Genomic DNA, 24080 nt, shown 5'->3' with positions numbered 1-24080 from the left:
ATGGACGTTATGACCAAGGCGGAAGTCGACAAGGTTGAGCCGATCGCGCTTGACGCCAAGCCTATACGCCCGCGCGACGCCGCGACGCTGATCCTGCTCGACCGCAAGGGCGCCGAGTTCCTGGTGCTGATGGGCAGGCGCCACGCCCGTCACGCCTTCATGCCGGGGAAATTCGTCTTTCCCGGTGGCCGTACCGATCCGGCCGACAGCCGAATTCCCATTGCCACAGCGTTGCACCCTGAGGAACAGGCGAGGCTGACCGCCGGGGTCGGCCGCACCAGCCCGGCCCGCGCCCGCGCCATCGCCCTGTCGGCGATTCGCGAGACCTATGAAGAAGCCGGCCTGCTGATCGGCCAAAAGGGCGCCTTCGCCACGACCAGGCGCGATTGGCGGGGTTTTGCCGAGCACGGCGTAAGACCCTCGCTGGAAGCGCTGCGCTTCATCGCGCGCGCCATCACGCCGCCAAACCGGGTGCGGCGCTTCGACACGCGCTTCTTCAGCGCCTGGCGCGAAGACGTTGCCGTGGAGCTGCCGGACGGCGGTCCGACCAACGAACTGGAGGAACTGGTCTGGCTGCCGCTCGCCAAAGCCAGAGAAGCTGATATTCCCGACATCACCAGGGCTATCCTCGAGGAGCTGGAAAAGCGGCTCGTCGACGATCCGCTGCTGCGCCCCGGTGGTTCCGTGCCGTTCTACCGGCTTGTCCGCAATCGCCTCGTTCGCGAAATTCTGTAGAGCATAGAGCATTCACATCCCATGACCGTCGATACCCAGCAAGAGATCGAGGAACGCGTCCATTGGCTGCCGATGATCGCGGCGATCTCGTCGATCAGCGTCGTCGGCATCGCCATCGGCCTCGGCATGCCGCTGCTCAGCGTCATTCTCGAAACGCGCGGCCATTCGGCGTCGATGATCGGCTTCAACACCGCTGTCGCCGGCCTCGCCTCGATCGCCGGCGCACCGCTCGCCACCCCGCTCGCGATGCGGTTCGGCGTCGCCAGGACGATGCTCGCCATGATCGCCACGGGAGTGCTGGCCTTTGTCGGCTTCCATTTCGCACCGGACTTCTGGATGTGGTTTCCGCTGCGCGTCCTGCTGCACATCGCGCTGACGGTGCTTTTCATCCTTTCGGAATTCTGGATCAGCACATCAGCGCCGCCGCGCCGGCGCGGTCTCGTTCTGGGCATCTACGCCACCGTGCTGTCGCTCGGCTTTGCCGCCGGGCCGTGGCTGTTCGCCCAGCTCGGCAGCGCCGGCTTCCTGCCCTTCGGCGTCATCATGGCGCTGGTGACGCTGGCCGCCATTCCAGTTCTGGCGGCACGCAACGAGAGCCCGACGATCCTCTCCAACGGCGAAACCAGCAACTTCCTGCGCTACATCTGGTTGGTGCCGACGGCGACCGCCGCGGTGCTGGTGTTCGGCGCGGTCGAGACCGGCGGCTTTGCGCTGTTTCCCGTCTATGGCAACCGCATCGGCTACTCCGAGGCCGATGCCGCCCTTCTGCTCACCATGATCGGCCTCGGCAACGTGCTGTTGCAGATCCCGCTCGGCATGATCAGCGACCGTGTCAGCGACCGTCGTTATCTGCTTCTGGCATGTGCGACCATCGGGCTTGCCGGCACCATCTTCATGCCGCACTTCGCGCAGGACTGGCATCTGATGGCGGCGCTTCTGTTCGTCTGGGGCGGCGTTGTCGCAGCCATGTACACGATCGGCCTGGCCCATCTCGGCTCGAAGCTTTCCGGCCACGACCTGGCCTCTGCCAACGCTGCCTTCGTGCTCTGCTACGGTGTCGGCATGGTGCTCGGCCCGCAGGCGATCGGCATCGGCATGGACCTTTTCGGCCCCTCCGGCTTTGGCTGGGCGCTCGGCATGTTCTTCGCGTTCTATATCGCGCTGGTCGGCGCCAGGCTCGTCCGAAAAATCCTGTAGAAAGACCCGATCGATGCCTCATGTGGCGCAAGGCTGCTGACATAACCGTGTCAGCAGCACCTGGGTAGATTGTCAGCAACACGCCACGAATGTGAGGATGCCGCGATGATCGACTCCGGGTTTGAAACGAAATCGGTGCGAATGGAATTGCTGCTGCTTGTGACCTTCCAGGCGCCGGCTTCCGATGTCGACCGTATCATGGAAGCGGTGGTCGCGATCGCCCCGCTGACCATGGGCAAATACGACAGCAATGCCTACCAGTCGGCGCACGGCATCGAGCGCTACCGGGCGCTCGATGGTGCGGCTGCAGGCGCCGAGACGGAATTGCGCCGACGGCCGGGCACGGTGGAAGTGTCGTTCGAGCTGCCCGACGACCAGGCGTTGGCCGCCCGCATCGTCGAGGCGATCTTCCAGGTCCACAGCTATCAGGAGCCGGTGATCCGCATTCAGCCGATCCTCGCCAGCCGCTCCAAGGGATTGGACGACCGCTCCAACCCGAACCGCTGGTGGAACACCACGGGCGACTGGAAGAAGGCGGCGACAATTAAGGAAGATGCATAGAATCGCCCTGCCTTTCGGCGTTGGTGCTTGGCGAAAGCCGCCATGACGGCCGATCTCCCCCGCAAGGGGGAGATCGACAGCTTCGCCGGCGGCACCACGATCGGCAGCGGGTCTGAAGCGATTGCCCTGACAACGAACCTTCACAGGGTTGACTTTCCGGGCGCGTTCTTTATGTGTCGCGCCAAGTTTCCCGCGTCCGGGTGTTTTCCCGTGCTCCAGCGGCCAAGACTCCACGAACATAATGGACTGATACAATGGCCAAAGCCGCAAACATCAAGATCAAGCTTCTGTCGACTGCCGACACCGGTTTCTTCTACGTCACCAGCAAGAACAGCCGCACCAAGACCGACAAGCTGTCGTTCCGCAAATACGATCCAGTCGCCAAGAAGCACGTCGAATTCAAGGAAACCAAGATCAAGTAATCTGCTTTCCTGCCCTAGACAGACAACAACGCCGCCCTGTGGGCGGCGTTTTTGTTTTCAAGCTCGAAAGCCCAGAATTTCCAACGCTTGGCGCAGAGTCTTGATGTCATTTCGAGAATCGGGGCCGGTCGGCGTTTGGCAGCGGTACGAGGAGGCCACTATGTGCCAGCGCCGGCCGGCCGACCCCAGGGACCCAGGAGATGCGGCGGACCTGAATCATGGGGTATTCTTCGGATCGACCCGGCGATCAACCCTCGCGCCGGTTCCGCCATTGGCCTGCACATTTGCGCAACGGCCTGTGAAAATCAACAATTTCTTAACCAAGCCAGGCGAATCGCTTGCGTTAAGGTAAATTCGTAACCCTGTCGCATTGACTGGATAATCGGACCTTACGCCGCCTTGGCGACGACCCGGTTGCGGCCGCCGCTCTTGGCTTCGTAGAGCGCGAGGTCGGCCCGCTTCATCAGCCCGGCAACCGAGTCGACACCCTTCAGCACCGACGACACGCCGACGCTGACGGTAACCTCGATCGTCTTGCCGTCATCGCCGACGGCAAACGGCATCTGGGCGATCTCGGCGCGAACACGCTCCGCGACCTTTTCGGCGACCGTGCCGTCCGTGTCCGGCATCACCACGACGAACTCCTCGCCACCGAAGCGGCAGGCGAGATCGATGCCGCGCACATTCTTGCGCAGCCGTCGCGCAAATTCGCGCAGCACCTCGTCGCCGCCGTCATGGCCATGCGCGTCGTTGATGGTCTTGAAGCGGTCGAGATCGGTGATCATCACCGACAGCGGCCGCCGCCGCGCCACGGCGCGGTCGAACAGTGTCTGCAGATGGCTGTCGAGGTAACGGCGATTGTGTAGTCCCGTCAGCGCGTCTGTGACCGCCATCTCGATGGTCTGGGTGACGCTGGCGCGCAGCTGGTCGTTGTAACGCTTGCGACGCACCTGCGTGCGCAGCCGAGCGGTTAGCTCCTGCTGGTCGATCGGCCGCATCAGGAAATCGTTGATGCCGAGCTCGAGGCCGCGGACGATGCGCCCCTCCTCACCCTGCTCCGCCAGAAGGATGATCGGCACGAAACGGGTGCGATCGAGCGAACGCAGTTGCGAGCAGAGCCTGAGCGGATCGAAATCGGCAAAACCCGTCGAGATCATCACGCATTCATATGGCGTCTCGGCGGCCTGGAAGAAGCCGGCATGCGGATCGGTGGCGATGTCGAGGTCGGCGCTGCCGCGCAGCATTTTCTGGACGCGCTCAAAGGAGGATTTGCGCTCGTCGATCAGCAGAACCTTCGGCGTCGTGTCCGCGGATGCGAAGTTGCGGCTCAACAGCTCCTCGATGCCGATATTGCGCGTGGTCGAGGCGCGCAGGCGCAGCTCATCAGTCAAAGTCTTCAGCCTGACCAGGCTTTTGACGCGCGTCATCAATTGCAGATCGTTGACTGGCTTGGTCAGAAAATCGTCCGCACCGGCCTCAAGGCCGCGCACCCGGTCCGAAACCTGGTCGAGCGCGGTGATCATGACGACAGGGATGTGCGACGTCGCCGGATCGCTCTTCAGCCGGCGGCAGACCTCGAGCCCGTCCATATCAGGCATCATCACGTCGAGCAGCACGACATCGACCTTGCCGTTTTCGCAGGTCTCGATCGCGTCAGGCCCGTTGGTGGCGGTCAGCACCTCGAAATATTCGGCAAGCAGCCGGACCTCGAGCAGCCTGACATTGGCAGGGATGTCGTCGACGACGAGGATCCGTGCGGTCATCTCATAAAGCTCCGGCTCGGCTAGAAGGGCGCATCAGGCGTCGCCCAGGTAGGATTTGATGGTTTCGATGAAACGCGGCACCGAGATCGGCTTGGAAATATAGGCTTCGCAGCCACCCTGGCGGATGCGCTCCTCATCGCCCTTCATCGCGAATGCGGTGACGGCAATGACCGGGATGACATGGAGGTCGTCGTCCTCCTTCAGCCATTTGGTCACTTCCAACCCCGACACTTCGGGCAGTTGGATGTCCATCAAAATGAGGTCCGGCCTGTGCAGTCGCGCCAGATCCAGCGCTTCCAGACCGTTGCGCGTGCGTACCGTCTCGTAACCGCTCGCTTCGATGAGGTCCCGAAAGAGCTTCATGTTGAGCTCATTGTCCTCGACGATCATGACCTTCTTAGGCATCAAATTCCCGTCCCGGCCTGCCTTCCGCTCGAAGGTTGCCGTCATGCGCCCTCGCCGGTACGCACCAAACCCTGCTCGACTCTACCGCGAGATAATTGACGAAACGGAAACCGGCTGCCGGAAAAGCTTCGGATTTCACCGCGAACTCCGCATTGCAGAGACAGATGGCTTGCCGCAGGCGACGCTTGCGATTACTGCCAAAAGAGACTCATTCCACCCACAAGAAGGTAGTGATGGCAAACCCAGGGTCAATGCGCGAGGAAGCGGAAACCATTGCCGTGAAGGCATTGGGCTTCGTCGCCGCCGATCCGGAACTTCTGCCCCGCTTCCTGGCGATCACCGGCATCGAGGCGCATTCGATCCGCCAGGCGGCTGGCGAGCCGGGATTCCTGGCCGGCGTGCTGCAGTTCATCCTCGCCCACGAGCCGACGCTCATGCGGTTCGCCGCGGAAACCGGCACGCCGCCGGCTTCCGTCGGCAGGGCGCTGCGGGCGCTGCCGCTTGGCGACGACGATCATGAGCATTCGATATGAGCGACGATCGGATCGCCAAAGCGCCTACGGCGTCGTTTCTTCTTCGCTGTCGTCGCCGTCATCATTCGCAACCGGATCGGCCGGCTTCACCATGACACCGTTGACGGTGACCGAACCGTCCGGCTTGCCGTTGACGACCCATTCGATGCGGCCGTCCGGCAGCGTCTTGCCGAATCCCTTGATCGCAAGCGCCACCGGCACATATTGCGCGGCTTCCGGCTCCGACTTCGCTGCCGCCTGCAGGCTTTCCACAATCTTATCATAGCCTGCGATATCGATGGTCACATTGGCCTCGGGCTTCATGCCGGCGAACGTCATCTCGCCTTCCATCGCGATTTCCATGTCGCCGTTTTTCACCGTGCTGTGGCCGATGACAAATTTCGGCATTTTGGCCATGAAATCGGCGGTCAAGGTGTCGCCGAAGTCGGCCGGCAGCGGTGGATTCTTGTTCAGATCAAAGGCTTCGATCGCCTTCTTCGCCATGCTGTCGAGATCGATATTGGCGCCGCCGAAATTCAGACTGACATCGGTGGGCAGCAGTGGCGTGCCCCAGGCGGGCACAAGATTGTGAGGGATCTTCAGTCCAGCGGCCTTGATCGAATAGTTGATTGCTCCGTTCTGGGCGATGCCGTCGGTCCCGAAGCCTGTGTCCAGCTCAGTCGCACCGAAATGCCCGACCGGGCTTTCGACGGTGAGATCCTTGAACCCGTAGGTTCCGTCGATCCGCTCCCACAGCGGCAGCGCGGCGAGCAAGAGCGATTTGAGCTGCGCCTGGTTGGCCTTCAGCCTGGCCTCGTCTTCATTGGCCACGGCAAATGCCAGCAGATCGAGAAGCGGCTTGGTCCGCACGCCTTTGCCGGTCGCGTTCACCGACAGCTTTGGCGATTTGATCGTGAGCGGGAATTTCAGCCCGCTCTTGGGATCGTCAAAGTCGAGCGCTTCGCTGAAATCGGCGAGCGTCTGCGTCGCGGTGAAATCCACGCCGCCATTCGCAGCTTTGCTTGCGTTCATGGTGGCCGTACCGGCGCCGGTGCTCACCTTGGCGCGCTGCGCGGTGTCCCTGGAATTCATCGTCATCCCGGCTATCGACTGTGTGGCGCTGGTGAAAGCCGCCTGTTCGGGATCGTAGACGCCGGAAAACTTGCCGTCTGTAATCGAGAACTGCATGCTCTGCGGGCCCTCCGGCCCCTTGAACTCGAAGGACCCGCTTTGCGACATATCCGCCGAGACGCTCCATGTCCCGTTGCTGCTTGGCTTGACGAGCAATGCGTAGGGACTGAAGTCGAACTTGAAGGAATGCTGCGCCGCCAGCAGGTCCACGACAGGTTTGAAATCGACGGCGAGTTTGTAGGCGTCGCCTTCCACCGAAACCTTCAGGAACCCGCTGTCGATCGCCTTGCTGCCGATATAGCGGGACAGATTTTCGGAGAGCTGCTTGGCACCCTCACCGTCGACGGTCTGGCCGAAGGCAGGGGCGCTGAGCGCGAGGACAAAGACGGCCGGCAGAACACGATTCACGCAGAATCTCCGTTGCTATTTCTGTGGTAAAAACTCCAGCCGCAACCGTAAGCGGAAACCGGCGGGGTGCAATCCCCTCGTTGGGGCTTGGGAGCCGATCCATAACGAGCCTTCGCCCCCCGCTATCCTCCGGCATCGACTGTGGAGCTTCACGTCGCCTTCTTCGACGTGACGACGCAAGCGGCGCGGACGTTGAGCAGGCCCCAGCCGAAGACGGCGTCCTTGCCCGGAGCGCCGAGATCTTCTGCCGACTTGCCGAGCGCGTCTTGAATGTCGACTGCGGTGGCGTTGCTGTTTGCCGATTTCATCAAGGCAGCGGCCGCGGTGACGAAGGGCGCCGCGAAGGAGGTGCCGGTCTTCGGCCGTGCGCCGCTGACCGACGCGGCCGTCCACACTTGGACGCCGGGAGCGGCCAGGTCGATGTGCTCGCCACGGCCGGCACGCCTGTAGGGGCGCTTCATGCGGTCAACCGCCGTTACCGCGATCACTTCAGCGTAGGCCGCCGGATAGGCAGGCCCGGCTTTCGGGCCGCCATTGCCGGCGGCGGCGACGATCACCATGCCGCGTTCGGAGAGTCTTCGGACAACCTGCTCGAGAAGCGCATTCGCAGGTCCCGACAGGCTCATATTCGTCACCTGCACGCCGCGCGCCGAAAGAAGATCGAGCGCGCGAAGCAGATCGTAGGCGTCCGAGCGGTCGTCCTGGCGATCGCCCCGATGAAACGCATCGACCGCGATGAGCCTGGCGTGCGGCAGCAGGCCGGGAGTACGGCTGTCGGCGCCGCCGACAAGCAGGGCCGCAACGGCGGTGCCGTGCTGGCGGCCGGACTCGGGAACGCCGTCGTCCGACAGGCGAAGAACTTCGACCCGGCCTTTCGCGAAGGCGGCATGCGCAGGATTGATCGCCGTGTCGATAAGGCCGATCGTGACATTGCCACCGCAGCCGGCTGGCAGTCCGGTACCGGCCGGCCAGCCGATCAGGCCCGCGGCAGCGCAGTGCGGCCCGGCACATTCGGCTTCCTGTCCGGGCCGGTAGTAATGCACGAAATCTGCCGTCGACTGCGGAGCGGCATCGATGACAAGATCGCGCGCAGCCTCCAGCGGCATATTGGCTGGAATGCGCAGCCGAATCAGCTCCGATCCAAGAAGCTGAATGTCGGCACGGTCCAGTACGGTGAAGCCGGTTGCCTGAAGCCGACCGATCTCAGCCGAACTCAGCCCGGTTGCCACGATCTGGTCCGGTGCCCGAGACGGCAAAGGGACGGCTGGCCGTTGCGCACGCCTGCCGCTGCGCCTTGGCGGGCGCGGAAGAAACCGATCCGTCAGCGTGCGAAACAGGTTCGGACCGGTCGATCGGCGGGATGTCGTTCGCGACCCACCAGACGAAGCGCCGGATTGACCCCTGTCATCACCACCGTCATCACCACCGCCATCGTCACCGCCACCGTCGTCGTCGGCGAACGCCGAGCTTGGTCCGAACTCGCCGAGCCCCAGTTGGCCGCTCGGCGCCTGAGGATCGACGAGCAATGCGACGGCGACCCAAAAAAGCAGCAGGGCTTTTCGTCTCAACCAGGAGGTGGCGCGCATAGTCTCCCTCACATTCCGGCCGTCGCCGATTTTCAACATCGCGAGGCTAGCGGAGCTGTCCGGCAATAAGCTAGCGTTGCGAGGAACGGGCGCGGGGCCGCCTTATTCCAGAACTTGGAGCAACATGCCGGAAAAAGCCGACCGCGTCCAAGATCAGCTTGTCGCTTTTCTCCCGAATCTGCGCCGGTTCGCGATTGCGCTGTGCCGGTCCCGCGACATCGCGGACGATCTTGTCCAGCGCGCCTGCGAACGGGCGCTCGCCAACGAGCGGCGTTTCGAGCCAGGGACGCGCTTCGACGCGTGGATGTTCAAGATTCTGAGAAATCTGTGGATCGACGACATCCGCAAGCGCAAGGTCGCCGGCCCGCAGGACGATATCGACGAGCGCCATGACATCGCCGGCATTTCCGGTGAGCGCGAGGTGGAGGCGCGGCTGGCGCTGAACAGCGTGGCGCAAGCCATAGGCGAACTCGCCGCCGACCAGCGCGACGTGCTGCTTCTGGTCTGTGTCGAAGAGCTTTCCTACAGGCAAGCCGCGGAAGTCCTCGCCGTGCCGATCGGGACGGTGATGAGCAGGCTGGCTCGAGCGAGGAAGAATCTGGCGGAGGCGACTGGAATATCTTCGGCGCCGACCCGTTATCCGGTCACAAAAGGGGCTGCAAAATGACCGAAGAGACTTTTTCGGATGAGATCCTGATGCGGTTCGCCGATGGTGAGCTTGATCCGGACATGGTCGCCAGGATCGAGCAGGCGATGGAAACGGACGACCGTCTGGTTGCCAGGATTGCTGTGTTCATCGAAACCAGAGCGCAGGCGCAGGCCGCGCTGAAGCCGCTGCACGACGAGCCGGTTCCCGAAAAACTTGTCGCGGCCGTCGAGCAGATGATCGAGGCCAAGCGTGCCGGCGAGAAAGCGGCGGCGGCATCGATATTGCCCTTCGGCAGCGGGCGCGTAGCAGGGCCTGCTTCGAGGTCTCGATGGATGCTGCCAATTGCCGCCTCACTCGCGGCGGCCGTTGTCGGCGGGCTCGCCGGGTATTGGGCAGCAGCCACCAACGAACGCACGCAGGGCGGCTTGTGGGTTGCCAGCGTCATCAGGCCGGCCCTGGCCCAAGCCCTTGAAACGGTCGAGTCCGGCAAGGAAATCAAGCTCGCCGGGATCAGCGACCGGTTCCGGGCTATCGCTACGTTCCGTAACGATGCGCAGGATTTATGCCGCGAATTCGAGGTCGACTCGCAGGACCGCTCCACGGTGGTGTCGGTCGCCTGCCGTTCCGGCGACGAATGGCGCGTCAGCTTCGCGGTCGTGGCGCCGGGCGACGCCGGAGGCTATGCCCCGGCCTCGTCGACCGAAGCCCTCGACGCCTATCTTTCGGCGATCGAAGCAGGCGCTCCGATGTCAGCCGAGGAGGAAATCCAGGCGCTGGCCGAGGTCCGTCGGAAGGACCGGAAGTGAAACTGCGACGGCCCGGCTTGCTCTGAATGGAATCCAACTTTCTTTGAATGGAATAAAGCCGGCAATCGCCCGTTACTCCGCCGGGCCGCAACTGCCGGTCCGGTCTGAAACAAGGAGTAACTACCATGGCAAGACACTGGAAACTCAAGTCGGCACTGGTCGCAGGAATGGCAGCGCTCGCGGGCACCGCGGCGCAGGCGAAGGAGCATCCCGCGGCGGCGCCGGAAACCGAGCGTCCGCCGGCCACAATGAGCAGCCAAAGCGAGGGTGCCTACATCGTCGCTGGCAACAGCTCGTCAAATTCGAGTTCCAATTCGTCGTCCAACGGTTCGTCGAATTCCAGCTCTAATTCGTCGAGCAATTCGAATTCGAACTCGTCGTCGAACTCCAGCTCCAATTCGTCGAGCAACTCGAATTCGAACTCATCGTCGAACAGTTCCTCCAACTCGAACTCGAACGGTTCGGATCGCGGGTGGTCGCGCAACTGGCGGCGTTGACGTCGGCAGGGCGATAGAGCGACGGCGCGCTTCGACATGAAAACCCGCCGCTCTACACAATCCCCAGACAAACGGGGGCCAGCCGGCCCCCGTTTCGCATCGCTGGCGATTGGCATAGGCCACCACGACTTGGTCGTCCCAGGGCGGAGCAAGGAGCGAAGCGACGCGGCGCAGACCCTGGGATGACGAAGTGGAGGGATGCTTCGGCTACTCTCGAAGGTTTGCGATCTGCCACTGAGATGGCCGCTGAAAGCGACCGTGGACGTTCGCTGCCGATCGGCCCCGACGCGTCAAGATAAAGCGGCGGTGCGCTTCGACTGACAGTCGGCCGCGCTCCACAAAGAAACGGGGCCAGCGGCCCCGTTTCGGATTTCTTCTCCGGCAAAAATTCTAGCGGGCCGCGCGGGCCCATTTGCGATACCAGCCTTCGCTGGCAATCGTGTTGCGGTAGACCGTTTCGCGCTCTGTCGCCTCGGCTCCCGTTTCCGCCTGGATCTCGGCCTTGAGCGCCACATCTTCGCGGCGAAACGGTAAGACCTGGACTAGCGGCGTTCCCTTTTCGATGACGTAGAGGCCATCCGGCGCCGTCGCAAAGAACGGAAAATGGATGTGGGCTGCATAGGTGTCGGTATCAACGATGCCGGCGACGCATTCAAAAGGCTGAGCCGGCCGATTGAGCGGCGGCAGGAACAAACAACTCCAGCCCGGCGGGGTTCGGATTGACCAGTAATTGTGAAACTTGCATGGCGGTGCCGGTTCCTTCGGATTGCCGGCGACCTGATGGGCGCCATGATTGCTGACCATCACCCTGTCGAACTCCCAGCCGGCATCGACGGCGCTGCCGCCATCCTTGATCTCGAGGCGGACGGTCGCCGCGAGCGGCAGGATCCAGCCGGTTGTCATCGCGTCGAGAAACGGCATGCAGCGCTTGACGGTCAGGCCGTTGTTGGTGGCCGAGGCTTGCTGCGGATCGACCGCCGGCAGTTTGCGGAACCAATCCGGCAGGACCGTCTTGGCCGCCACTGGCGGCGCGATGACGCCATGATCTTCCGGCCGACAGGCAAACCGGATCGAGCGAGAGGTCTTCTGAGAAGTCTGGGAAAAATGAAACATCGATGGCCTCCATGGAAAAATCCGAGGAGGAACGGGCCGGAGCCGGATTTATTCCCGGGTGGACGTCAACCGTCTGATTGATGCAGGCAGACCACGATAGTTTGGCCGCAGCAGAGCGACAGCGGCGCGCCAGCAGCGTTGGCTAAAGCACCAATCGCATCAGCGGCCGGCCTGCCTTGCGCTCTACCAGCCTCTCGAAGCCGGCTTTCTCGAACACCCGCGACGAGCCGACGAACAGCCCGATCGAACGCGAATCTTTCGACAGGTCGATCGGACATGCCTCGACCAGCCGCGCGCCATTCTGGCGAGCAAATTCGATGCCGCCTTCGACCAGCCGGTGCGTTATCCCTCTGCCGCGCGCCTTGACGCGGATGAAGAAGCAGGAGATCGCCCAGACGCCCGGATCGATGGCGTCGGCGGGATCGACTGGCGCCGACCCCCTGCCCTTGTTGTTCCATTCGGGCACGTCGGCACGCGGGCCGATCTGCATCCAGCCGACCGCCTTGCCATCCTCGAACGCCAACAGGCCCGGTGGCGGCCCGGCCTCGATCCGCGCCTTGATGTGGTCCTTGTTGCGCTCCCGGTTGCTGGCGCGGCGCGCTGCCGGCGACAGCCGGAAATGTGTGCACCAGCAGCCGTAGCAGGCGCCCTGTTTACCGAAAAGATCTTCAAAATCCGCCCAAAGCTCGGGCACGACCGGCGCTATGGTCTTATTCATGAACTCTCTCGGCCCGCCGCTTGTCGTGGCGTCCGTCCTGACGTACCATTGCATTTGTTCTCTTTATGTTCGCAGCAATGGCGGCTCCTGTCAACAATCCCGATCACGGTTTTTGCCGCGACTGCCTGACCTTGCAGCGCGGCGCGGCACGGCGCTGCGAACGCTGCGGCAGCCCACGGCTTGCCCGCCATCCGGAGCTCTACCGGCTGCATCTTGCCCATATCGACTGCGACGCGTTTTACGCGGCGGTCGAAAAGCGCGACAACCCGGCGCTGAAGGACCGGCCGTTGATCATCGGCGGCGGCAAACGCGGCGTCGTCTCCACCGCTTGCTACATCGCCCGTATCCACGGGGTGCGCTCGGCGATGCCGATGTTCAAGGCGCTCGAAGCCTGTCCGGAAGCGGTCGTCATCCCGCCTAACATGGAAAAATATGCGCGGGTCGGCCGCGAGGTGCGCGCCATGATGCAGGCGCTGACGCCGCTGGTCGAGCCGATCTCCATCGACGAAGCGTTTCTTGACCTTGCCGGCACCGAGCGCCTGCATGGCTTGCCGCCGGCGGTGGTGCTGGCGCGCTTTGCGTTGGGTGTGGAGAAAGAGATCGGCATCACCGTTTCATCAGGCCTTTCCTACTGCAAGTTCTTGGCCAAGGTGGCGTCGGACTTTCGCAAGCCGCGCGGCTATTCGGTGATTGGCGAGGCCGAGGCGACCGGCTTTCTGGCCGAGCAACCGGTGACGCTGATCTGGGGTGTGGGAAAAGCCTTCGCCGCCACGCTTGAGCGGGACGGCATCCGCACCATCGGCCAGTTGCAGCGCATGGAGCGCAGCGACCTGATGCGCCGCTACGGCGTCATGGGAGACCGGCTCTACCATCTTTCACGCGGCGAGGACGACCGCCGCGTCCACCCCGACCAGGATGCGAAAAGCGTTTCGGCAGAGACCACTTTCGACACCGACATTGCCTCACTCGATGAATTGGTTTCGGTGCTGAGAGCGCTGTCGGAAAAAGTCTCGGGGCGGCTGAAGAAATCCGGCATTGCCGGGCGCACCGTCGTGCTGAAGCTGAAGACCCAGGATTTCAAGATCCGCACGCGCAACCGGCAGCTCGGCGATCCGACACGGCTGGCCGACCGCATTTTCTCGACTGGGCTCGAGCTGCTGCGCAAGGAAGCGGACGGCACCAGATACCGGCTGCTCGGCATCGGCGTCAGCGACCTCTCGAATGACGAAAAGGCCGATCCACCCGACCTCGTCGATAGCCAGTCACGCAAGCGTGCCATGGCCGAAGGAGCCATCGACACGTTGCGCGACAAGTTCGGCCGCAGGGCGGTTGAGACCGGCTACACCTTCGGCAAGGGCCGCAACGTCCACCCGCCCGAGCCGATCGAGGACTAGGTTATGGCATGACCCCGAACCGAAGGTCCGCGCAAACGAAAAGCGGATGCAGTTTTCGGAAAGATCACGCTCAAACAAGAAAGGTAAAGCGGCCCCTTCAGATGCGTCGCAAATCGATCCGGCTGGTCATCACGCGCTCGCCGGTTTTCGGGTCGACGTCGATAACGGTCAGCCGCATGCCGTCCTCGCCGTTCTTCTCGACGGTCATTTGCGCGGTGCGATCGCCGTTGACCTCCTTGGCCCAGCGGATGCCGAGATTGATCGCATTGCCCGAGCGCTTGCCGCTGAGCTGCGCCGGCCCGGTGCGGGATCCGACATAGGTGCCGGTGTACTTCGTCCCGCTGGACTTCAGATCGGCACTGATGGCACGCGTCACCACGACAAGACCGCGGCAGGTGCCGTCCAGCGACAATGAACTCGATGTCGCGTCGGAATTGAAGCGGCAGGAGACGTTCACCGTCGGCGCCTCGGTGGTTACCTTGACGGTGCCCTTGCCGGCAAAATTCCCCTCGAACGAGCGAAGAAAATCGGCCTCGTCGGCATCAGCCGCGCCGGCCGCAGCCGCCAGGCAGCCGGCAAGTGCAAATCGTGCGAATGATTTCATGGGATCTCCTCGTTGATATCGAAACGACGATATTTCCAAACAAACTGGCTGTTGGACCAACGCTCGCCGTGACGGCAGGTTCCGCCCTCAGCATGACCGTTTTGCGACGTGCCGCTCTGGCCCAGCCGAATGCGTTGACTAGCGGTTGCAGTGAAAGTCCCGGCTTGCGACATAGCGCGCATGGCACCCTCTCCCTCGATCCCCAAGGCCGCGTTCTGGATGGCGCTGTCGATCGCATCGTTCCTGACGATGTCGGTCGCCGGCCGCGCCACGACCGCCGAGCTCAACGTCTTCCAGGTGCTGGAGCTGCGCTCGGTGATCGGCCTCTTCATCCTCCTGCCGCTGGTGACGATGTCAGGCGGTTTTGCGGCAATGCGCAGCAAACGCCCCACGGCCCATATCGCCCGCAACGTCGTCCATTTTGTCGGCCAGGCGGCATGGCTCTACGCCTTGACATTGATCCCGCTGGCCGTGCTGATCTCCATCGAATTCACGACGCCGATCTGGACGGCCATTCTGGCGGTCGGCTTTCTTGGTGAAAGACTAAGCCGGCCAAGACTTGCGGCGATCATGCTCGGGCTGATCGGTGTGCTGATCATCGTCCGTCCGGGCGTCAGCTCCGTCGATCCGGGACATGTTGTCGTGCTGGGTGCCGCGGCCTGCTTCGGTATATCCGTGGTCCTGGTCAAATCGCTGACGCGGACGGACAGCGTCGTGTGCATCATCTTCTGGATGCTGGTCATCCAGTCGGTGCTCGGCCTGATCCCGGCGCTCTACGAATGGCGCAACCCGCCGCTCGAATTGTGGCCGTGGATCCTGCTGATCGCCTTCACCGGAATGTCGTCGCATTTCTGCATGGCGCGCGCACTCGCCTATGCCGACGCCACCGTCATCTCGCCGATGGACTTTTTGCGCGTGCCGCTGTCGGCGCTGATCGGCTGGCTGCTGTATCAGGAGCAGATCGACGCTTTCACCGCCGGCGGCGCCTTGCTGATCCTGCTGGGCAATCTGCTCAACCTGCAGAAAAAAGCGACCAAACCTGCGGAAGTGGCAGCATCTTAGCATTTTGCAGCCAAACGTCTTCGTTTGGCGTCCGACAAAATGCGTTAAGGCAAAGAGCTAGAGCGCGGTTTTGGTTCCACAAAACCGCGCTCTAAAGCGCGTCGCGTTTGACCGACCTCATGCGACGCGCTTTAGGTTGTTGTTTATGCATGTCGTTATCGCAAAACCGCTGCAAACTTTTGCGCGACATGCATTAGCCCGGCATTTCAGTCGCCTTCGTCGGGTATGTTGAGGAGATGCCCGCAGGCCTTGCAGTGAACGGCGTCGGCTTCATGCCGCTGAAGGCCGCATTGCGGGCACGGGAAGAAGACCTTGTTGGGACGGAAGAGCGCCTGTGCCAACCTGACGAACAGCGATATGCCGATGATCATGGTGACGATCGAGGTGAGCTTCCCGGCTATCCCCGGCAGGACGATGTCGCCGAAGCCGGTCGTGGTCACCGTGGCGACGGTGAAATACAGCGCATCGACATAGCCTTCGAGACCGGCCCCGGTGCGGAAGAAGAAGGTGTAGACGAAACCGGTGACGACAAACAGGAATGTCAGGAGATTGATGACTGCGTGGCTTGCCTCGCGCCATCTTTTGAGGCCGCGCATCTCGAAGAACCGCCACAGCGCGCCGCTGCGCGACAGCGACCACAGCCGCAATATACGCAGAAAACCCAGATTGGCCAGCGCTGAAGGCATCAGCAGCGTCAGCAGGATGAAAGCGTCGACCCACGACGCCGGCTGTTTCATCAGGCGCAGCATGTCGTTGGAGGCAAGCAGCCGCGCAATCATGTCGGCGGCGACAAGGGCTGCGACAGAATAGTCGAGCCAGAGGAACGAAGGCGACTCCTGGATCACCGGTGTGGCGATGAAGAAGGCGATGATGGCAAGGTCGATGATAACAGCCGCCAGTTGAAACCGGAAAGCCGCAGGCGTGCGCCCGTGATAAAGCTTGCGCAATTTGTCGCGCAGCCGTGCCAGGCCTGAAAACTCCGACCCGTCCTTGTCTGCAGGCTTCATGACCATTGCGATAGCCTTCGCCACGGCGGCCGTCCAGTGGTGCAGCGCCATGCTTTGGGCGTTGCGGCAGCCGCAGGTCTGGCCCTAGACAAGCTCCACTTCCACCACGCCCGGCACAGCGCGCATGGCCGACGCGATCTGTGGCGAGACGCGGTAACGATTGGGCAGTTCGATCTCGACCTCGCCCTGCGCCTCATCCTTGATGACGATGATACTCACCTGGCTGTCGCCGCGCTGGGTAAGCTGCGATTGAATCGCCGACGCCGGCCGGTCGTCCCTGACAAAGATGCGCAGGGCCTTCTGGATGCGGCTTGCCTCGTCTTCCAGCGACTGCACGGTCTGGATGCGCAGATTGACGCCTTCGGGCCTGTCCTCGGCCGAAACGGTGATCACCACCGAACGGCCGGGCTCGAGCAGGTCGCGATACTGCGCCAGCCCTTCGGAAAACAGCACTGCTTCATACTGGCCCGACGTGTCGGAGAACTGCACGACGCCCATCTTGTTGCCGGTGCGTGTCTTGCGCTCCTGCTTGGTGGTGACGGTGCCGGCAAGCCGCCCGGCGGCAGCGCCGCGTTTGACGGCAGCCGAGAACTCGGCCCAGGTCTGCACCCGCATCTTCTGCAGCGCCGCCTTGTATTCGTCCAGCGGGTGCGCCGAGAGATAGAAGCCGACCACCTGGAATTCACGGTGCAGGCGGTCGGCGGCAAGCCACGGGTCGGTCGCCGGCAGGTTGAGCGCCTGCGACTGTGCGCCGAGCGAGGCGCCGAAAATGTCGTGCTGGCCCGACATTGCATTCTGCTGCGCCAGCGAGGCCAGCCCCATCATCCGCTCGACGCCAGCCATCATCGCAGCGCGCTCGTGGCCGAAGCAGTCGAGCGCGCCGGCCATGATCAGGCTTTCGAAGACGCGCTTGCCGACGATCTTCGGGTCGACCCTTTCGCAGAAATCGGCGAGGCTCTTGAACGGTTTTTCGCCGCGCATGGCGACGATATGCTCGACCGCCGCGTCACCGACGCCCTTGAGCGCGGCCAGCGAATAGAAGATCCGGTTCTCGCCGACTTCGAAGGCGCGGAAGCTAGTCATCACCGACGGCGCCACGACATCGATGCCGAGGCGCAGCGCGTCCTGGCGGAAATCGGCGAGCTTGTCGGTGTTGCCCATGTCGAGCGTCATCGACGCGGCCAGGAACTCGACCGGGTAGTGCGCCTTCAGATAGGCCGTCTGGTAGGAGACGACCGCATAGGCGGCGGCATGCGACTTGTTGAAACCGTAGTCGGCGAACTTTGCCAGCAGGTCGAAAATGAAGTCGGCTTGCGGCTTGCCGACGCCACGCTCGATCGCGCCCGAGACGAAGCGCTCGCGCTGCTTGTCCATCTCGGCGCGGATCTTCTTGCCCATGGCGCGGCGCAGCAGGTCGGCTTCGCCGAGCGAATATCCGGCAAGCTCCTGCGCGATCTGCATCACCTGCTCCTGGTAGACGATGACGCCTTGCGTCTCCTTGACCAGATGGTCGATCTTCGGATGGATCGACGCCATCTCCTCCTCGCCATGCTTTCTGGCGTTGTAGGTCGGGATGTTCTCCATCGGGCCCGGCCGGTAAAGCGCGACCAGCGCGATGATGTCCTCAATGCAGTCGGGCCGCATGCCGATCAGCGCCTTGCGCATGCCGGCACTTTCCACCTGGAACACGCCGACCACTTCGCCGCGCGACAGCATCGCGTAGGTGTCGGGGTCCTCGAGCGGAATGTGGGCGAGATCGATCTCGATGCCGCGGCGGCGGATCAGCTTGACCGCGGTCTCCAGCACCGTCAGCGTCTTCAGGCCGAGGAAGTCGAACTTCACCAGCCCGGCCTGCTCGACATACTTCATGTTGAACTGGGTCACCGGCATGTCGGAGCGCGGGTCGCGGTACATCGGCACCAGCTCCCACAGCGGCCGGTCGCCGATGACGATGCCGGCGGCATGCGTCGAGGCGTGGCGGTAGAGCCCTTCCAGCTTCTGCGCCATGTCGAGCAGCGTCTGCACGATCGGCTCGCGCTCCGCCTCCTCGGCAAAACGCGGCTCGTTGGCGATGGCGTCGGCGAGCTTGACCGGATTGGCAGGGTTCGACGGCACCATTTTGCTGAGCTTGTCGACCTGGCCATAGGGCATCTGCAGCACGCGGCCGACATCGCGCAGCACCGCGCGGGCCTGCAGCGTGCCGAAGGTGATGATCTGGCCGACCTGGTCGCGGCCATATTTCTGCTGGACGTAGCGGATGACCTCCTCGCGCCGGTCCTGGCAGAAATCGATGTCGAAGTCGGGCATCGACACGCGGTCGGGATTGAGGAAGCGCTCGAACAGCAGCGAGAAGCGCAGCGGATCGATGTCGGTGATGGTCGTCGAATACGCGACCAGCGAGCCGGCGCCCGAACCGCGCCCCGGCCCGACCGGAATGCCCTGCGCCTTCGCCCATTTGATGAAGTCGGCGACGATCAGGAAGTAGCCGGGGAATTTCATCTTCTCGATGATGCCGAGCTCGAATTCCAGCCGTTCGCGGTATTGCTCGACCGTAAAGCCAGGGGCCAGGCCGTGCGCGGTGAGCCGCGCCTCCAGTCCCTCATGCGCCTGTCTGGCAAGCTCCTGCGCCTCCGCCTTCACCGCCGCGTCGGCGTCGGCGACATCGCCGCCGGCAAAGCGCGGCAGGATCGGGTTGCGGGTCTTGGGATAATAGGAGCAGCGCAGCGCGATCTCGACGGTGTTGTCGATCGCCTCCGGCAGATCGGCGAACAGCCTCGCCATGTCGGCCTGGCTTCTCAGAAAATTGTCGGGCGACAGCCGCCGGCGATTGTCGACGGCGACGACCGACCCTTCGGCGATGGCGATCAGCGCATCATGCGCCTCATAGTCGTCGCGCGAGGAGAAAAACGCCTCGTTGGTGGCAACCAGCGGCAAGTCATTGATATAGGCGAGGTCGACTGACGATTTCTCGATGGCCCGGTCATAGCCGGAAACCCGTTCCAGCTCGACATAGAGCCGGTCGCCGAACAGCGCCTTGAGCGCCAGAAGCCGCGTCTCGGCGAGGTCACGGCGGTCCTCTTTCAGCGCGTTGCCGATCGGGCCGCGCGGCCCGCCGCTGAGACAGATCAGGCCGTCGCAATGGCCTTCCAGCATCTCGGTCGTCAGATGCACGGCCTCGCCGGGCGGCGTTTCCAAATAGACCCGGCTGATCAGCCTGACCAGATTGCTGTAGCCGGCCCCGGTCGCCGCGATCAAAACCACGGGTCGCATTTCCGGGCCTTGCCGCCTGCGGTCGCGCTGGCTGTCGCTGGCTTCACCGGAAAAAGCGAGAGCGGTCTGGCAGCCGATGATCGGCTGGATACCCTCCTTCACCGCCTTTTGTGCGAATTCGAGCGCGCCGAACAGATTATTGGTGTCGGTGACGGCAATGGCCGGGGCGTCATCCCTCACCGCATGGGCGACGACCGTGCCGAGTTGCAAAGCCCCTTCGAGCAGCGAATAGGCCGAATGCACACGCAGATGAATGAACGGCCGCGCCGGCGCTTCCGGCCGCGACGCCTTCACAAAGGCCTCGCGCCGCAACGGATCGCGTGGAAGTGTCTCATTCGCCATGGATTTTTAGCGCCGTTTGAAAGGACTCATTCGATGAAGATGTATTGTCCGGCACCGGACGATGCGAGTCCAGCGAGAGCCGGCGCTAAACCATCAGCGTTTGACCGGCCAATTGTCGATGCTGGCGCTGCACCTCATCCGCCTGCCGGCACCTCTCCCCGTACAAGTGACGGGGCGAAGGGGGGCTGGCCGCAACCTTGGCACCCATTCTGCAACGCTGGTGATTGGCGAAATCCTTTGCGAAGGCCTCTTTCTCCCCGTCACTATACGGGAGAAATGCCCGGCAGGGCAAAGAGGGGCAGCGCCAACCAATGCGATTGCCTTACAACTGTCGGTGGTGACAAGTGACGGCATCTATCCTCACGCGAATTCCATGATCACCGCATCGACGGCGAGACTGTCGCCCGGTTTTGCCTTGAGTTTCGACACGGTGAGATCGCGCTCGGCGCGCAGCACGTTTTCCATCTTCATCGCCTCGACGACCGCCAGCGTCTCGCCGGCCTTGACCTCCTGCCCTTCGGCAACGGCGATCGACACGACAAGACCGGGCATCGGGCAGAGCAGCATCTTGGAGGTGTCGGGCGCCACTTTTTCCGGCATCAGCCTTTCGAGTTCGGCGGTGCGCGGCAGCATGGCGCGTGCGCTCACCGACATGCCTTTCCAGGCGATGCGAAGGCCGTTCAGCACCGGCCTGACCTGCGCGGCGATTCTTCGCTGGCCGACCGTTCCGCGCCAGATGAGATCGCCCGGCCGCCAGTCGGACGCCACCGTCATCGCCGTGCCACCGTCGATCGACAGACGGAGCTCCATCGGAATGGAGATCATGCCTTCGATAACCGAGACCGAAAGGTAATCCTTGCCGATCTTGACCACCCAGTCGCGTTTCAGGACACCCGAATGCGGCGCCAGCCGCCCGCCCAGCCGGTCGAGCCGGTCGCGGCGCAGCAGTTCGACCGCGGTGGCGACGGCTGCGAGCACGGCCTTTTCCTCGCTATCAGGCACGATCGGCGCGAAGCCGTCGGGATATTCCTCTGATATGAAGGCGGTCGATATCCGCCCTTCCCGCCAGCGCGGATGCTGCATAAGTGCTGCCAGAAACGGCATGTTGTGCTCGATGCCGTCGACGACAAAACTGTCGAGCGCTTCCGACATGGCGTCGATTGCCGCGAGCCGCGTCGGCGCCCAGGTGCACAGCTTGGCGACCATCGGGTCATAGAACATCGAGATTTCCGAACCCTCGGTGACCCCGGTATCGTTGCGGATGAGGATGTCGCCGAACTGTCCCTCTTGCGGCGGCCGGTATCTCGTCAGTCGGCCGATCGACGGCAGGAAATTGCGATACGGGTCCTCGGCGTAGAGCCGGCTTTCCACCGCCCAGCCGTTCAGCTTGACGTCGCTTTGCTTGATGGCGAGCTTTTCGCCGGCCGCTATGCGGATCATCTGCTCGACCAGGTCGATGCCGGTGACGAGCTCGGTCACCGGATGCTCGACCTGCAATCGCGTATTCATTTCAAGGAAATAGAAGTTCTTTTCACTATCGACGATGAACTCGACCGTGCCGGCGCTCTGGTAGTCGACCGCACTGGCCAGCACCACCGCCTGCTCGCCCATGGCTTTCCGGGTCTTGGCGTCGAGGAAAGGTGAAGGCGCCTCTTCGACGACCTTCTGGTTGCGGCGCTGGATCGAGCATTCGCGCTCGCCGAGATAGAGCGCATTGCCATGCGCGTCGGCCAGCACCTGGATCTCGATATGGCGCGGATCGACCACGAACTTCTCGATGAAGACGCGGTCGTCGCCGAAGGAGCTCTTGGCCTCCGACCGCGCCCGGTCGAACCCGTTGCGCACCTCGGCCTTGCTCCAGGCGATGCGCATTCCCTTGCCGCCGCCGCCGGCCGAGGCCTTGATCATCACGGGATAGCCGATCTCGCCGGCGATCTTTTCCGCATCGACGGCATTCTCGATGACGCCGAGCCAGCCTGGCACCGTGCTGACCTTGGCTGCATTGGCGAATTTCTTCGACTCGATCTTGTCGCCCATCGCCCTGATCGCTCTGGGTTTCGGGCCGATGAAGACGATGCCTTCTTTCTCCAGCGCTTCACAGAAGGATGCGCGTTCGGACAAAAACCCGTAGCCGGGATGCACGCCTTCAGCACCTGTCGCCTTGCAGGCGGCGATGATCCTCTCCGGCACCAGATAGCTCTCAGCGGCCGGCGAAGGCCCGATATGCACAGCCTCGTCGGCCATCTCGACATGTACGGCGTCGCGATCGGCATCCGAATAGACCGCGACGGTGGCGATGCCCATCTTGCGCGCCGTCTTGATGACGCGGCAGGCGATCTCGCCACGATTGGCGATCAGGATTTTTGTGAACATGCGGGTTGCGTTCCCTCGGCTGCCTTTCTTTTATGGGCTTCGCCCGGCCGGTCAAGGCAAGTTGGCGCATATCCCCCGGGCGCAAGTCGGCTGGCGCCGACCAAACCCGGCTATGAACTGTCAATTCGTCCCATAGTCCAGAACCTGCATATACGCTAATGCTCGGCCCCGATTGCAGATTTGCCCTGAGAGGAGATGCTGATGAAAACCCGCGCCGCTGTCGCAGTCGCCGCCGGAAAGCCGCTGGAGATCCTGGAGGTCGACCTCGACGGCCCGCGCGACGGCGAGGTGCTGGTCGAGATCAAGGCGACCGGCATCTGCCACACCGACGAATTCACGCTGTCGGGCGCCGATCCCGAAGGCATCTTTCCGGCGATCCTCGGCCATGAGGGTGCGGGAATCGTCGTCGATGTCGGCAAGGGCGTCACCTCGGTCAAGAAGGGTGACCACGTCATCCCGCTCTACACCCCGGAATGCCGGCAATGCCCGTCCTGCCTGTCCAGAAAAACCAATCTGTGCACCGCGATCCGCGCCACCCAGGGACAAGGCCTGATGCCAGACGGCTCGTCGCGCTTCTCGATCGGCAAGGACAAGATCTTCCACTATATGGGCTGCTCGACCTTCTCCAACTTCACCGTGCTGCCCGAGATCGCGCTGGCCAAGGTCAATCCCGACGCCCCCTTCGACAAGATCTGCTACATCGGCTGCGGCGTCACCACCGGCATCGGCGCGGTGATCAACACTGCCAAAGTCGAGATCGGTGCCACGGCCGCCGTCTTCGGCCTCGGCGGCATCGGCCTCAACGTCATCCAGGGGCTGCGCCTCGCCGGCGCCGACATGATCATCGGCGTCGACCTGAACAACGACAAGAAGGAATGGGGCGAGAAATTCGGCATGACGCATTTCGTCAATCCGAAGGAGATCGACGGCGACATCGTGCCCCATCTCGTCAACATGACCAAGCGCGGCGCCGACCAGATCGGCGGCGCCGACTATACGTTCGACTGCACCGGCAGCACCAAGGTGATGCGCCAGGCGCTTGAGGCATCGCACCGCGGCTGGGGCAAGTCGGTGGTCATCGGCGTTGCCGGCGCCGGCCAGGAGATCTCGACGCGGCCGTTCCAGCTGGTCACCGGACGCACCTGGATGGGCACCGCCTTCGGGGGCGCGCGCGGCCGCACCGACGTGCCCAAGATCGTCGACTGGTACATGGAGAAGAAGATCGAGATCGACCCGATGATCACCCACACGCTGAAGCTGGAGGACATCAACAAGGGTTTTGACCTGATGCATGAGGGCAAGAGCATCAGGAGCGTGGTGGTTTATTAAGAATTCGCGACGTGGCGGGAGGAAGCAAGGCAATCGCTTCAGGTTTGCGCTGCCCCTCATTGCCCTGCCGGGCGTTTCTCCATAGTGACTGTATAGTGACGGGAGAAAGACGCCTTCGCATAGGATTTCGCCAATCTCCAGCGTGGCAGAAAACGTGCCGAGGTTGCGGTCAGCCCCTTCGCCCCGTCACTATACG

The 24080-nt window shown here is 63.0% G+C and carries 22 protein-coding genes; 11 read left to right on the top strand and 11 right to left on the bottom strand.

What is annotated here, in order from left to right; genetic code table 11:
- From NMG70_RS18320 to rpmG, 4 genes are all read left to right on the top strand, one after another.
- A complete protein-coding gene (locus NMG70_RS18320) occupies nt 1–735 on the top strand; it encodes an NUDIX hydrolase (protein ID WP_254025855.1) in 735 nt (244 codons plus the stop codon).
- A 21-nt stretch (nt 736–756) separates the two neighbouring features.
- Nucleotides 757–1932, top strand: coding sequence for an MFS transporter (locus tag NMG70_RS18315; RefSeq protein WP_254025854.1), 1176 nt, complete (start codon nt 757–759; stop codon nt 1930–1932).
- A gap of 105 nt (nt 1933–2037) precedes the next feature.
- Nucleotides 2038–2493: a YqfO family protein gene (locus NMG70_RS18310; RefSeq protein WP_254025853.1), complete on the top strand. Its 456-nt coding sequence runs from the start codon at nt 2038–2040 to the stop codon at nt 2491–2493.
- Between the two features lie 254 nt (nt 2494–2747).
- A complete protein-coding gene (gene rpmG / locus NMG70_RS18305) occupies nt 2748–2915 on the top strand; it encodes a 50S ribosomal protein L33 (RefSeq protein ID WP_006201775.1) in 168 nt (55 codons plus the stop codon).
- 389 nt (nt 2916–3304) lie between these two features.
- Here the strand turns inward: rpmG and NMG70_RS18300 are convergent, their stop codons facing one another.
- Both NMG70_RS18300 and NMG70_RS18295 read right to left on the bottom strand, forming a co-directional pair.
- Complete coding sequence (locus NMG70_RS18300) at nt 3305–4678, bottom strand: PleD family two-component system response regulator (protein ID WP_254025852.1); 1374 nt, start codon at nt 4676–4678, stop codon at nt 3305–3307.
- Between the two features lie 33 nt (nt 4679–4711).
- Entirely contained in the window at nt 4712–5068 is a 357-nt protein-coding gene (locus NMG70_RS18295; RefSeq protein WP_281035461.1) for a response regulator, read from the bottom strand.
- A 248-nt stretch (nt 5069–5316) separates the two neighbouring features.
- Here NMG70_RS18295 and NMG70_RS18290 point away from each other — a divergent pair, with 248 nt between their 5' ends.
- Nucleotides 5317–5616 carry a DUF3572 domain-containing protein gene (locus tag NMG70_RS18290; protein ID WP_128168995.1) on the top strand — a complete coding sequence of 100 codons (300 nt, stop codon included), beginning with the start codon at nt 5317–5319 and terminating at the stop codon, nt 5614–5616.
- 24 nt (nt 5617–5640) lie between these two features.
- On the opposite strand, the gene NMG70_RS18285 is transcribed toward NMG70_RS18290, so the two are convergent.
- Together NMG70_RS18285 and NMG70_RS18280 are read right to left on the bottom strand one after the other, a co-directional pair.
- Entirely contained in the window at nt 5641–7134 is a 1494-nt protein-coding gene (locus NMG70_RS18285) for a hypothetical protein (protein ID WP_254025851.1), read from the bottom strand.
- A gap of 149 nt (nt 7135–7283) precedes the next feature.
- Nucleotides 7284–8363 (bottom strand): S8 family serine peptidase, encoded by a 1080-nt coding sequence (locus NMG70_RS18280; RefSeq protein WP_254025850.1) that lies wholly within the window; start codon nt 8361–8363, stop codon nt 7284–7286.
- A gap of 165 nt (nt 8364–8528) precedes the next feature.
- Here NMG70_RS18280 and NMG70_RS18275 point away from each other — a divergent pair, with 165 nt between their 5' ends.
- Genes NMG70_RS18275 through NMG70_RS18265 form a run of 3 tightly spaced genes read left to right on the top strand, consistent with a single transcriptional unit; the run spans nt 8529 to nt 10175 of the window.
- Entirely contained in the window at nt 8529–8789 is a 261-nt protein-coding gene (locus NMG70_RS18275; protein ID WP_254025849.1) for a hypothetical protein, read from the top strand.
- 55 nt (nt 8790–8844) lie between these two features.
- Nucleotides 8845–9387 carry an RNA polymerase sigma factor gene (locus NMG70_RS18270; protein WP_254025848.1) on the top strand — a complete coding sequence of 181 codons (543 nt, stop codon included), beginning with the start codon at nt 8845–8847 and terminating at the stop codon, nt 9385–9387.
- Nucleotides 9384–10175, top strand: a complete 792-nt coding sequence (locus tag NMG70_RS18265) for an anti-sigma factor family protein (RefSeq protein WP_254025847.1) — start codon at nt 9384–9386, stop codon at nt 10173–10175. The genes NMG70_RS18270 and NMG70_RS18265 overlap by 4 nt, the downstream gene beginning before the upstream one ends.
- A gap of 271 nt (nt 10176–10446) precedes the next feature.
- On the opposite strand, the gene NMG70_RS18260 is transcribed toward NMG70_RS18265, so the two are convergent.
- The 3 genes from NMG70_RS18260 to NMG70_RS18250 all read right to left on the bottom strand — a co-directional run bounded on the left by NMG70_RS18260 (nt 10447) and on the right by NMG70_RS18250 (nt 12503).
- Nucleotides 10447–10710, bottom strand: coding sequence for a hypothetical protein (locus NMG70_RS18260; protein WP_254025846.1), 264 nt, complete (start codon nt 10708–10710; stop codon nt 10447–10449).
- 352 nt (nt 10711–11062) lie between these two features.
- Nucleotides 11063–11785, bottom strand: a complete 723-nt coding sequence (locus NMG70_RS18255; protein WP_254025845.1) for a DUF6065 family protein — start codon at nt 11783–11785, stop codon at nt 11063–11065.
- A gap of 142 nt (nt 11786–11927) precedes the next feature.
- Nucleotides 11928–12503 carry a GNAT family N-acetyltransferase gene (locus NMG70_RS18250; RefSeq protein WP_254025844.1) on the bottom strand — a complete coding sequence of 192 codons (576 nt, stop codon included), beginning with the start codon at nt 12501–12503 and terminating at the stop codon, nt 11928–11930.
- 65 nt (nt 12504–12568) lie between these two features.
- On the opposite strand from NMG70_RS18250, the gene NMG70_RS18245 reads away from it, so the two are divergent.
- A complete protein-coding gene (locus NMG70_RS18245; protein ID WP_254025843.1) occupies nt 12569–13897 on the top strand; it encodes a DNA polymerase IV in 1329 nt (442 codons plus the stop codon).
- A 97-nt stretch (nt 13898–13994) separates the two neighbouring features.
- Here NMG70_RS18245 and NMG70_RS18240 read toward each other — a convergent pair whose 3' ends face one another.
- Nucleotides 13995–14501 carry a hypothetical protein gene (locus tag NMG70_RS18240; RefSeq protein WP_254025842.1) on the bottom strand — a complete coding sequence of 169 codons (507 nt, stop codon included), beginning with the start codon at nt 14499–14501 and terminating at the stop codon, nt 13995–13997.
- 180 nt (nt 14502–14681) lie between these two features.
- On the opposite strand from NMG70_RS18240, the gene NMG70_RS18235 reads away from it, so the two are divergent.
- Nucleotides 14682–15563 (top strand): DMT family transporter, encoded by an 882-nt coding sequence (locus tag NMG70_RS18235; protein ID WP_254025841.1) that lies wholly within the window; start codon nt 14682–14684, stop codon nt 15561–15563.
- A 206-nt stretch (nt 15564–15769) separates the two neighbouring features.
- Here NMG70_RS18235 and NMG70_RS18230 read toward each other — a convergent pair whose 3' ends face one another.
- The 3 genes from NMG70_RS18230 to NMG70_RS18220 all read right to left on the bottom strand — a co-directional run bounded on the left by NMG70_RS18230 (nt 15770) and on the right by NMG70_RS18220 (nt 22555).
- Nucleotides 15770–16570: a potassium channel family protein gene (locus tag NMG70_RS18230; RefSeq protein ID WP_254026227.1), complete on the bottom strand. Its 801-nt coding sequence runs from the start codon at nt 16568–16570 to the stop codon at nt 15770–15772.
- Between the two features lie 84 nt (nt 16571–16654).
- Nucleotides 16655–20182 carry a DNA polymerase III subunit alpha gene (dnaE, locus tag NMG70_RS18225; RefSeq protein WP_254025840.1) on the bottom strand — a complete coding sequence of 1176 codons (3528 nt, stop codon included), beginning with the start codon at nt 20180–20182 and terminating at the stop codon, nt 16655–16657.
- A gap of 360 nt (nt 20183–20542) precedes the next feature.
- The gene (locus NMG70_RS18220; RefSeq protein WP_254025839.1) at nt 20543–22555 is read right to left on the bottom strand and encodes an acetyl-CoA carboxylase biotin carboxylase subunit; all 2013 of its coding nucleotides are present in this window, start codon (nt 22553–22555) and stop codon (nt 20543–20545) included.
- 201 nt (nt 22556–22756) lie between these two features.
- On the opposite strand from NMG70_RS18220, the gene NMG70_RS18215 reads away from it, so the two are divergent.
- On the top strand, nt 22757–23884 hold the full coding sequence (locus NMG70_RS18215) for an S-(hydroxymethyl)glutathione dehydrogenase/class III alcohol dehydrogenase (protein ID WP_254025838.1): 1128 nt from the start codon (nt 22757–22759) through the stop codon (nt 23882–23884).
- Nucleotides 23885–24080: the final 196 nt, after the last annotated feature.

The sequence above is a fragment of the Mesorhizobium ventifaucium genome (assembly GCF_935822925.1).
Classification (GTDB): Bacteria; Pseudomonadota; Alphaproteobacteria; order Rhizobiales; family Rhizobiaceae; genus Mesorhizobium; species Mesorhizobium ventifaucium.
This window is presented reverse-complemented; position numbering and strand designations above follow the sequence as displayed.

What these genes read in the sequence shown, in the direction of transcription:
- NMG70_RS18320 (WP_254025855.1), top strand. Translation starts at nt 1, where the DNA reads ATGGACGTTATGACCAAGGCGGAAGTCGACAAGGTTGAGCCGATCGCG.
- NMG70_RS18315 (WP_254025854.1), top strand. Translation starts at nt 757, where the DNA reads ATGACCGTCGATACCCAGCAAGAGATCGAGGAACGCGTCCATTGGCTG.
- NMG70_RS18310 (WP_254025853.1), top strand. Translation starts at nt 2,038, where the DNA reads ATGATCGACTCCGGGTTTGAAACGAAATCGGTGCGAATGGAATTGCTG.
- rpmG (WP_006201775.1), top strand. Translation starts at nt 2,748, where the DNA reads ATGGCCAAAGCCGCAAACATCAAGATCAAGCTTCTGTCGACTGCCGAC.
- NMG70_RS18300 (WP_254025852.1), bottom strand. Translation starts at nt 4,678, where the DNA reads ATGACCGCACGGATCCTCGTCGTCGACGACATCCCTGCCAATGTCAGG.
- NMG70_RS18295 (WP_281035461.1), bottom strand. Translation starts at nt 5,068, where the DNA reads ATGATCGTCGAGGACAATGAGCTCAACATGAAGCTCTTTCGGGACCTC.
- NMG70_RS18290 (WP_128168995.1), top strand. Translation starts at nt 5,317, where the DNA reads ATGGCAAACCCAGGGTCAATGCGCGAGGAAGCGGAAACCATTGCCGTG.
- NMG70_RS18270 (WP_254025848.1), top strand. Translation starts at nt 8,845, where the DNA reads ATGCCGGAAAAAGCCGACCGCGTCCAAGATCAGCTTGTCGCTTTTCTC.
- NMG70_RS18265 (WP_254025847.1), top strand. Translation starts at nt 9,384, where the DNA reads ATGACCGAAGAGACTTTTTCGGATGAGATCCTGATGCGGTTCGCCGAT.
- NMG70_RS18260 (WP_254025846.1), bottom strand. Translation starts at nt 10,710, where the DNA reads ATGTCGAAGCGCGCCGTCGCTCTATCGCCCTGCCGACGTCAACGCCGC.
- NMG70_RS18255 (WP_254025845.1), bottom strand. Translation starts at nt 11,785, where the DNA reads ATGTTTCATTTTTCCCAGACTTCTCAGAAGACCTCTCGCTCGATCCGG.
- NMG70_RS18250 (WP_254025844.1), bottom strand. Translation starts at nt 12,503, where the DNA reads ATGAATAAGACCATAGCGCCGGTCGTGCCCGAGCTTTGGGCGGATTTT.
- NMG70_RS18245 (WP_254025843.1), top strand. Translation starts at nt 12,569, where the DNA reads ATGTTCGCAGCAATGGCGGCTCCTGTCAACAATCCCGATCACGGTTTT.
- NMG70_RS18240 (WP_254025842.1), bottom strand. Translation starts at nt 14,501, where the DNA reads ATGAAATCATTCGCACGATTTGCACTTGCCGGCTGCCTGGCGGCTGCG.
- NMG70_RS18235 (WP_254025841.1), top strand. Translation starts at nt 14,682, where the DNA reads ATGGCACCCTCTCCCTCGATCCCCAAGGCCGCGTTCTGGATGGCGCTG.
- NMG70_RS18230 (WP_254026227.1), bottom strand. Translation starts at nt 16,570, where the DNA reads ATGAAGCCTGCAGACAAGGACGGGTCGGAGTTTTCAGGCCTGGCACGG.
- dnaE (WP_254025840.1), bottom strand. Translation starts at nt 20,182, where the DNA reads ATGGCGAATGAGACACTTCCACGCGATCCGTTGCGGCGCGAGGCCTTT.
- NMG70_RS18220 (WP_254025839.1), bottom strand. Translation starts at nt 22,555, where the DNA reads ATGTTCACAAAAATCCTGATCGCCAATCGTGGCGAGATCGCCTGCCGC.
- NMG70_RS18215 (WP_254025838.1), top strand. Translation starts at nt 22,757, where the DNA reads ATGAAAACCCGCGCCGCTGTCGCAGTCGCCGCCGGAAAGCCGCTGGAG.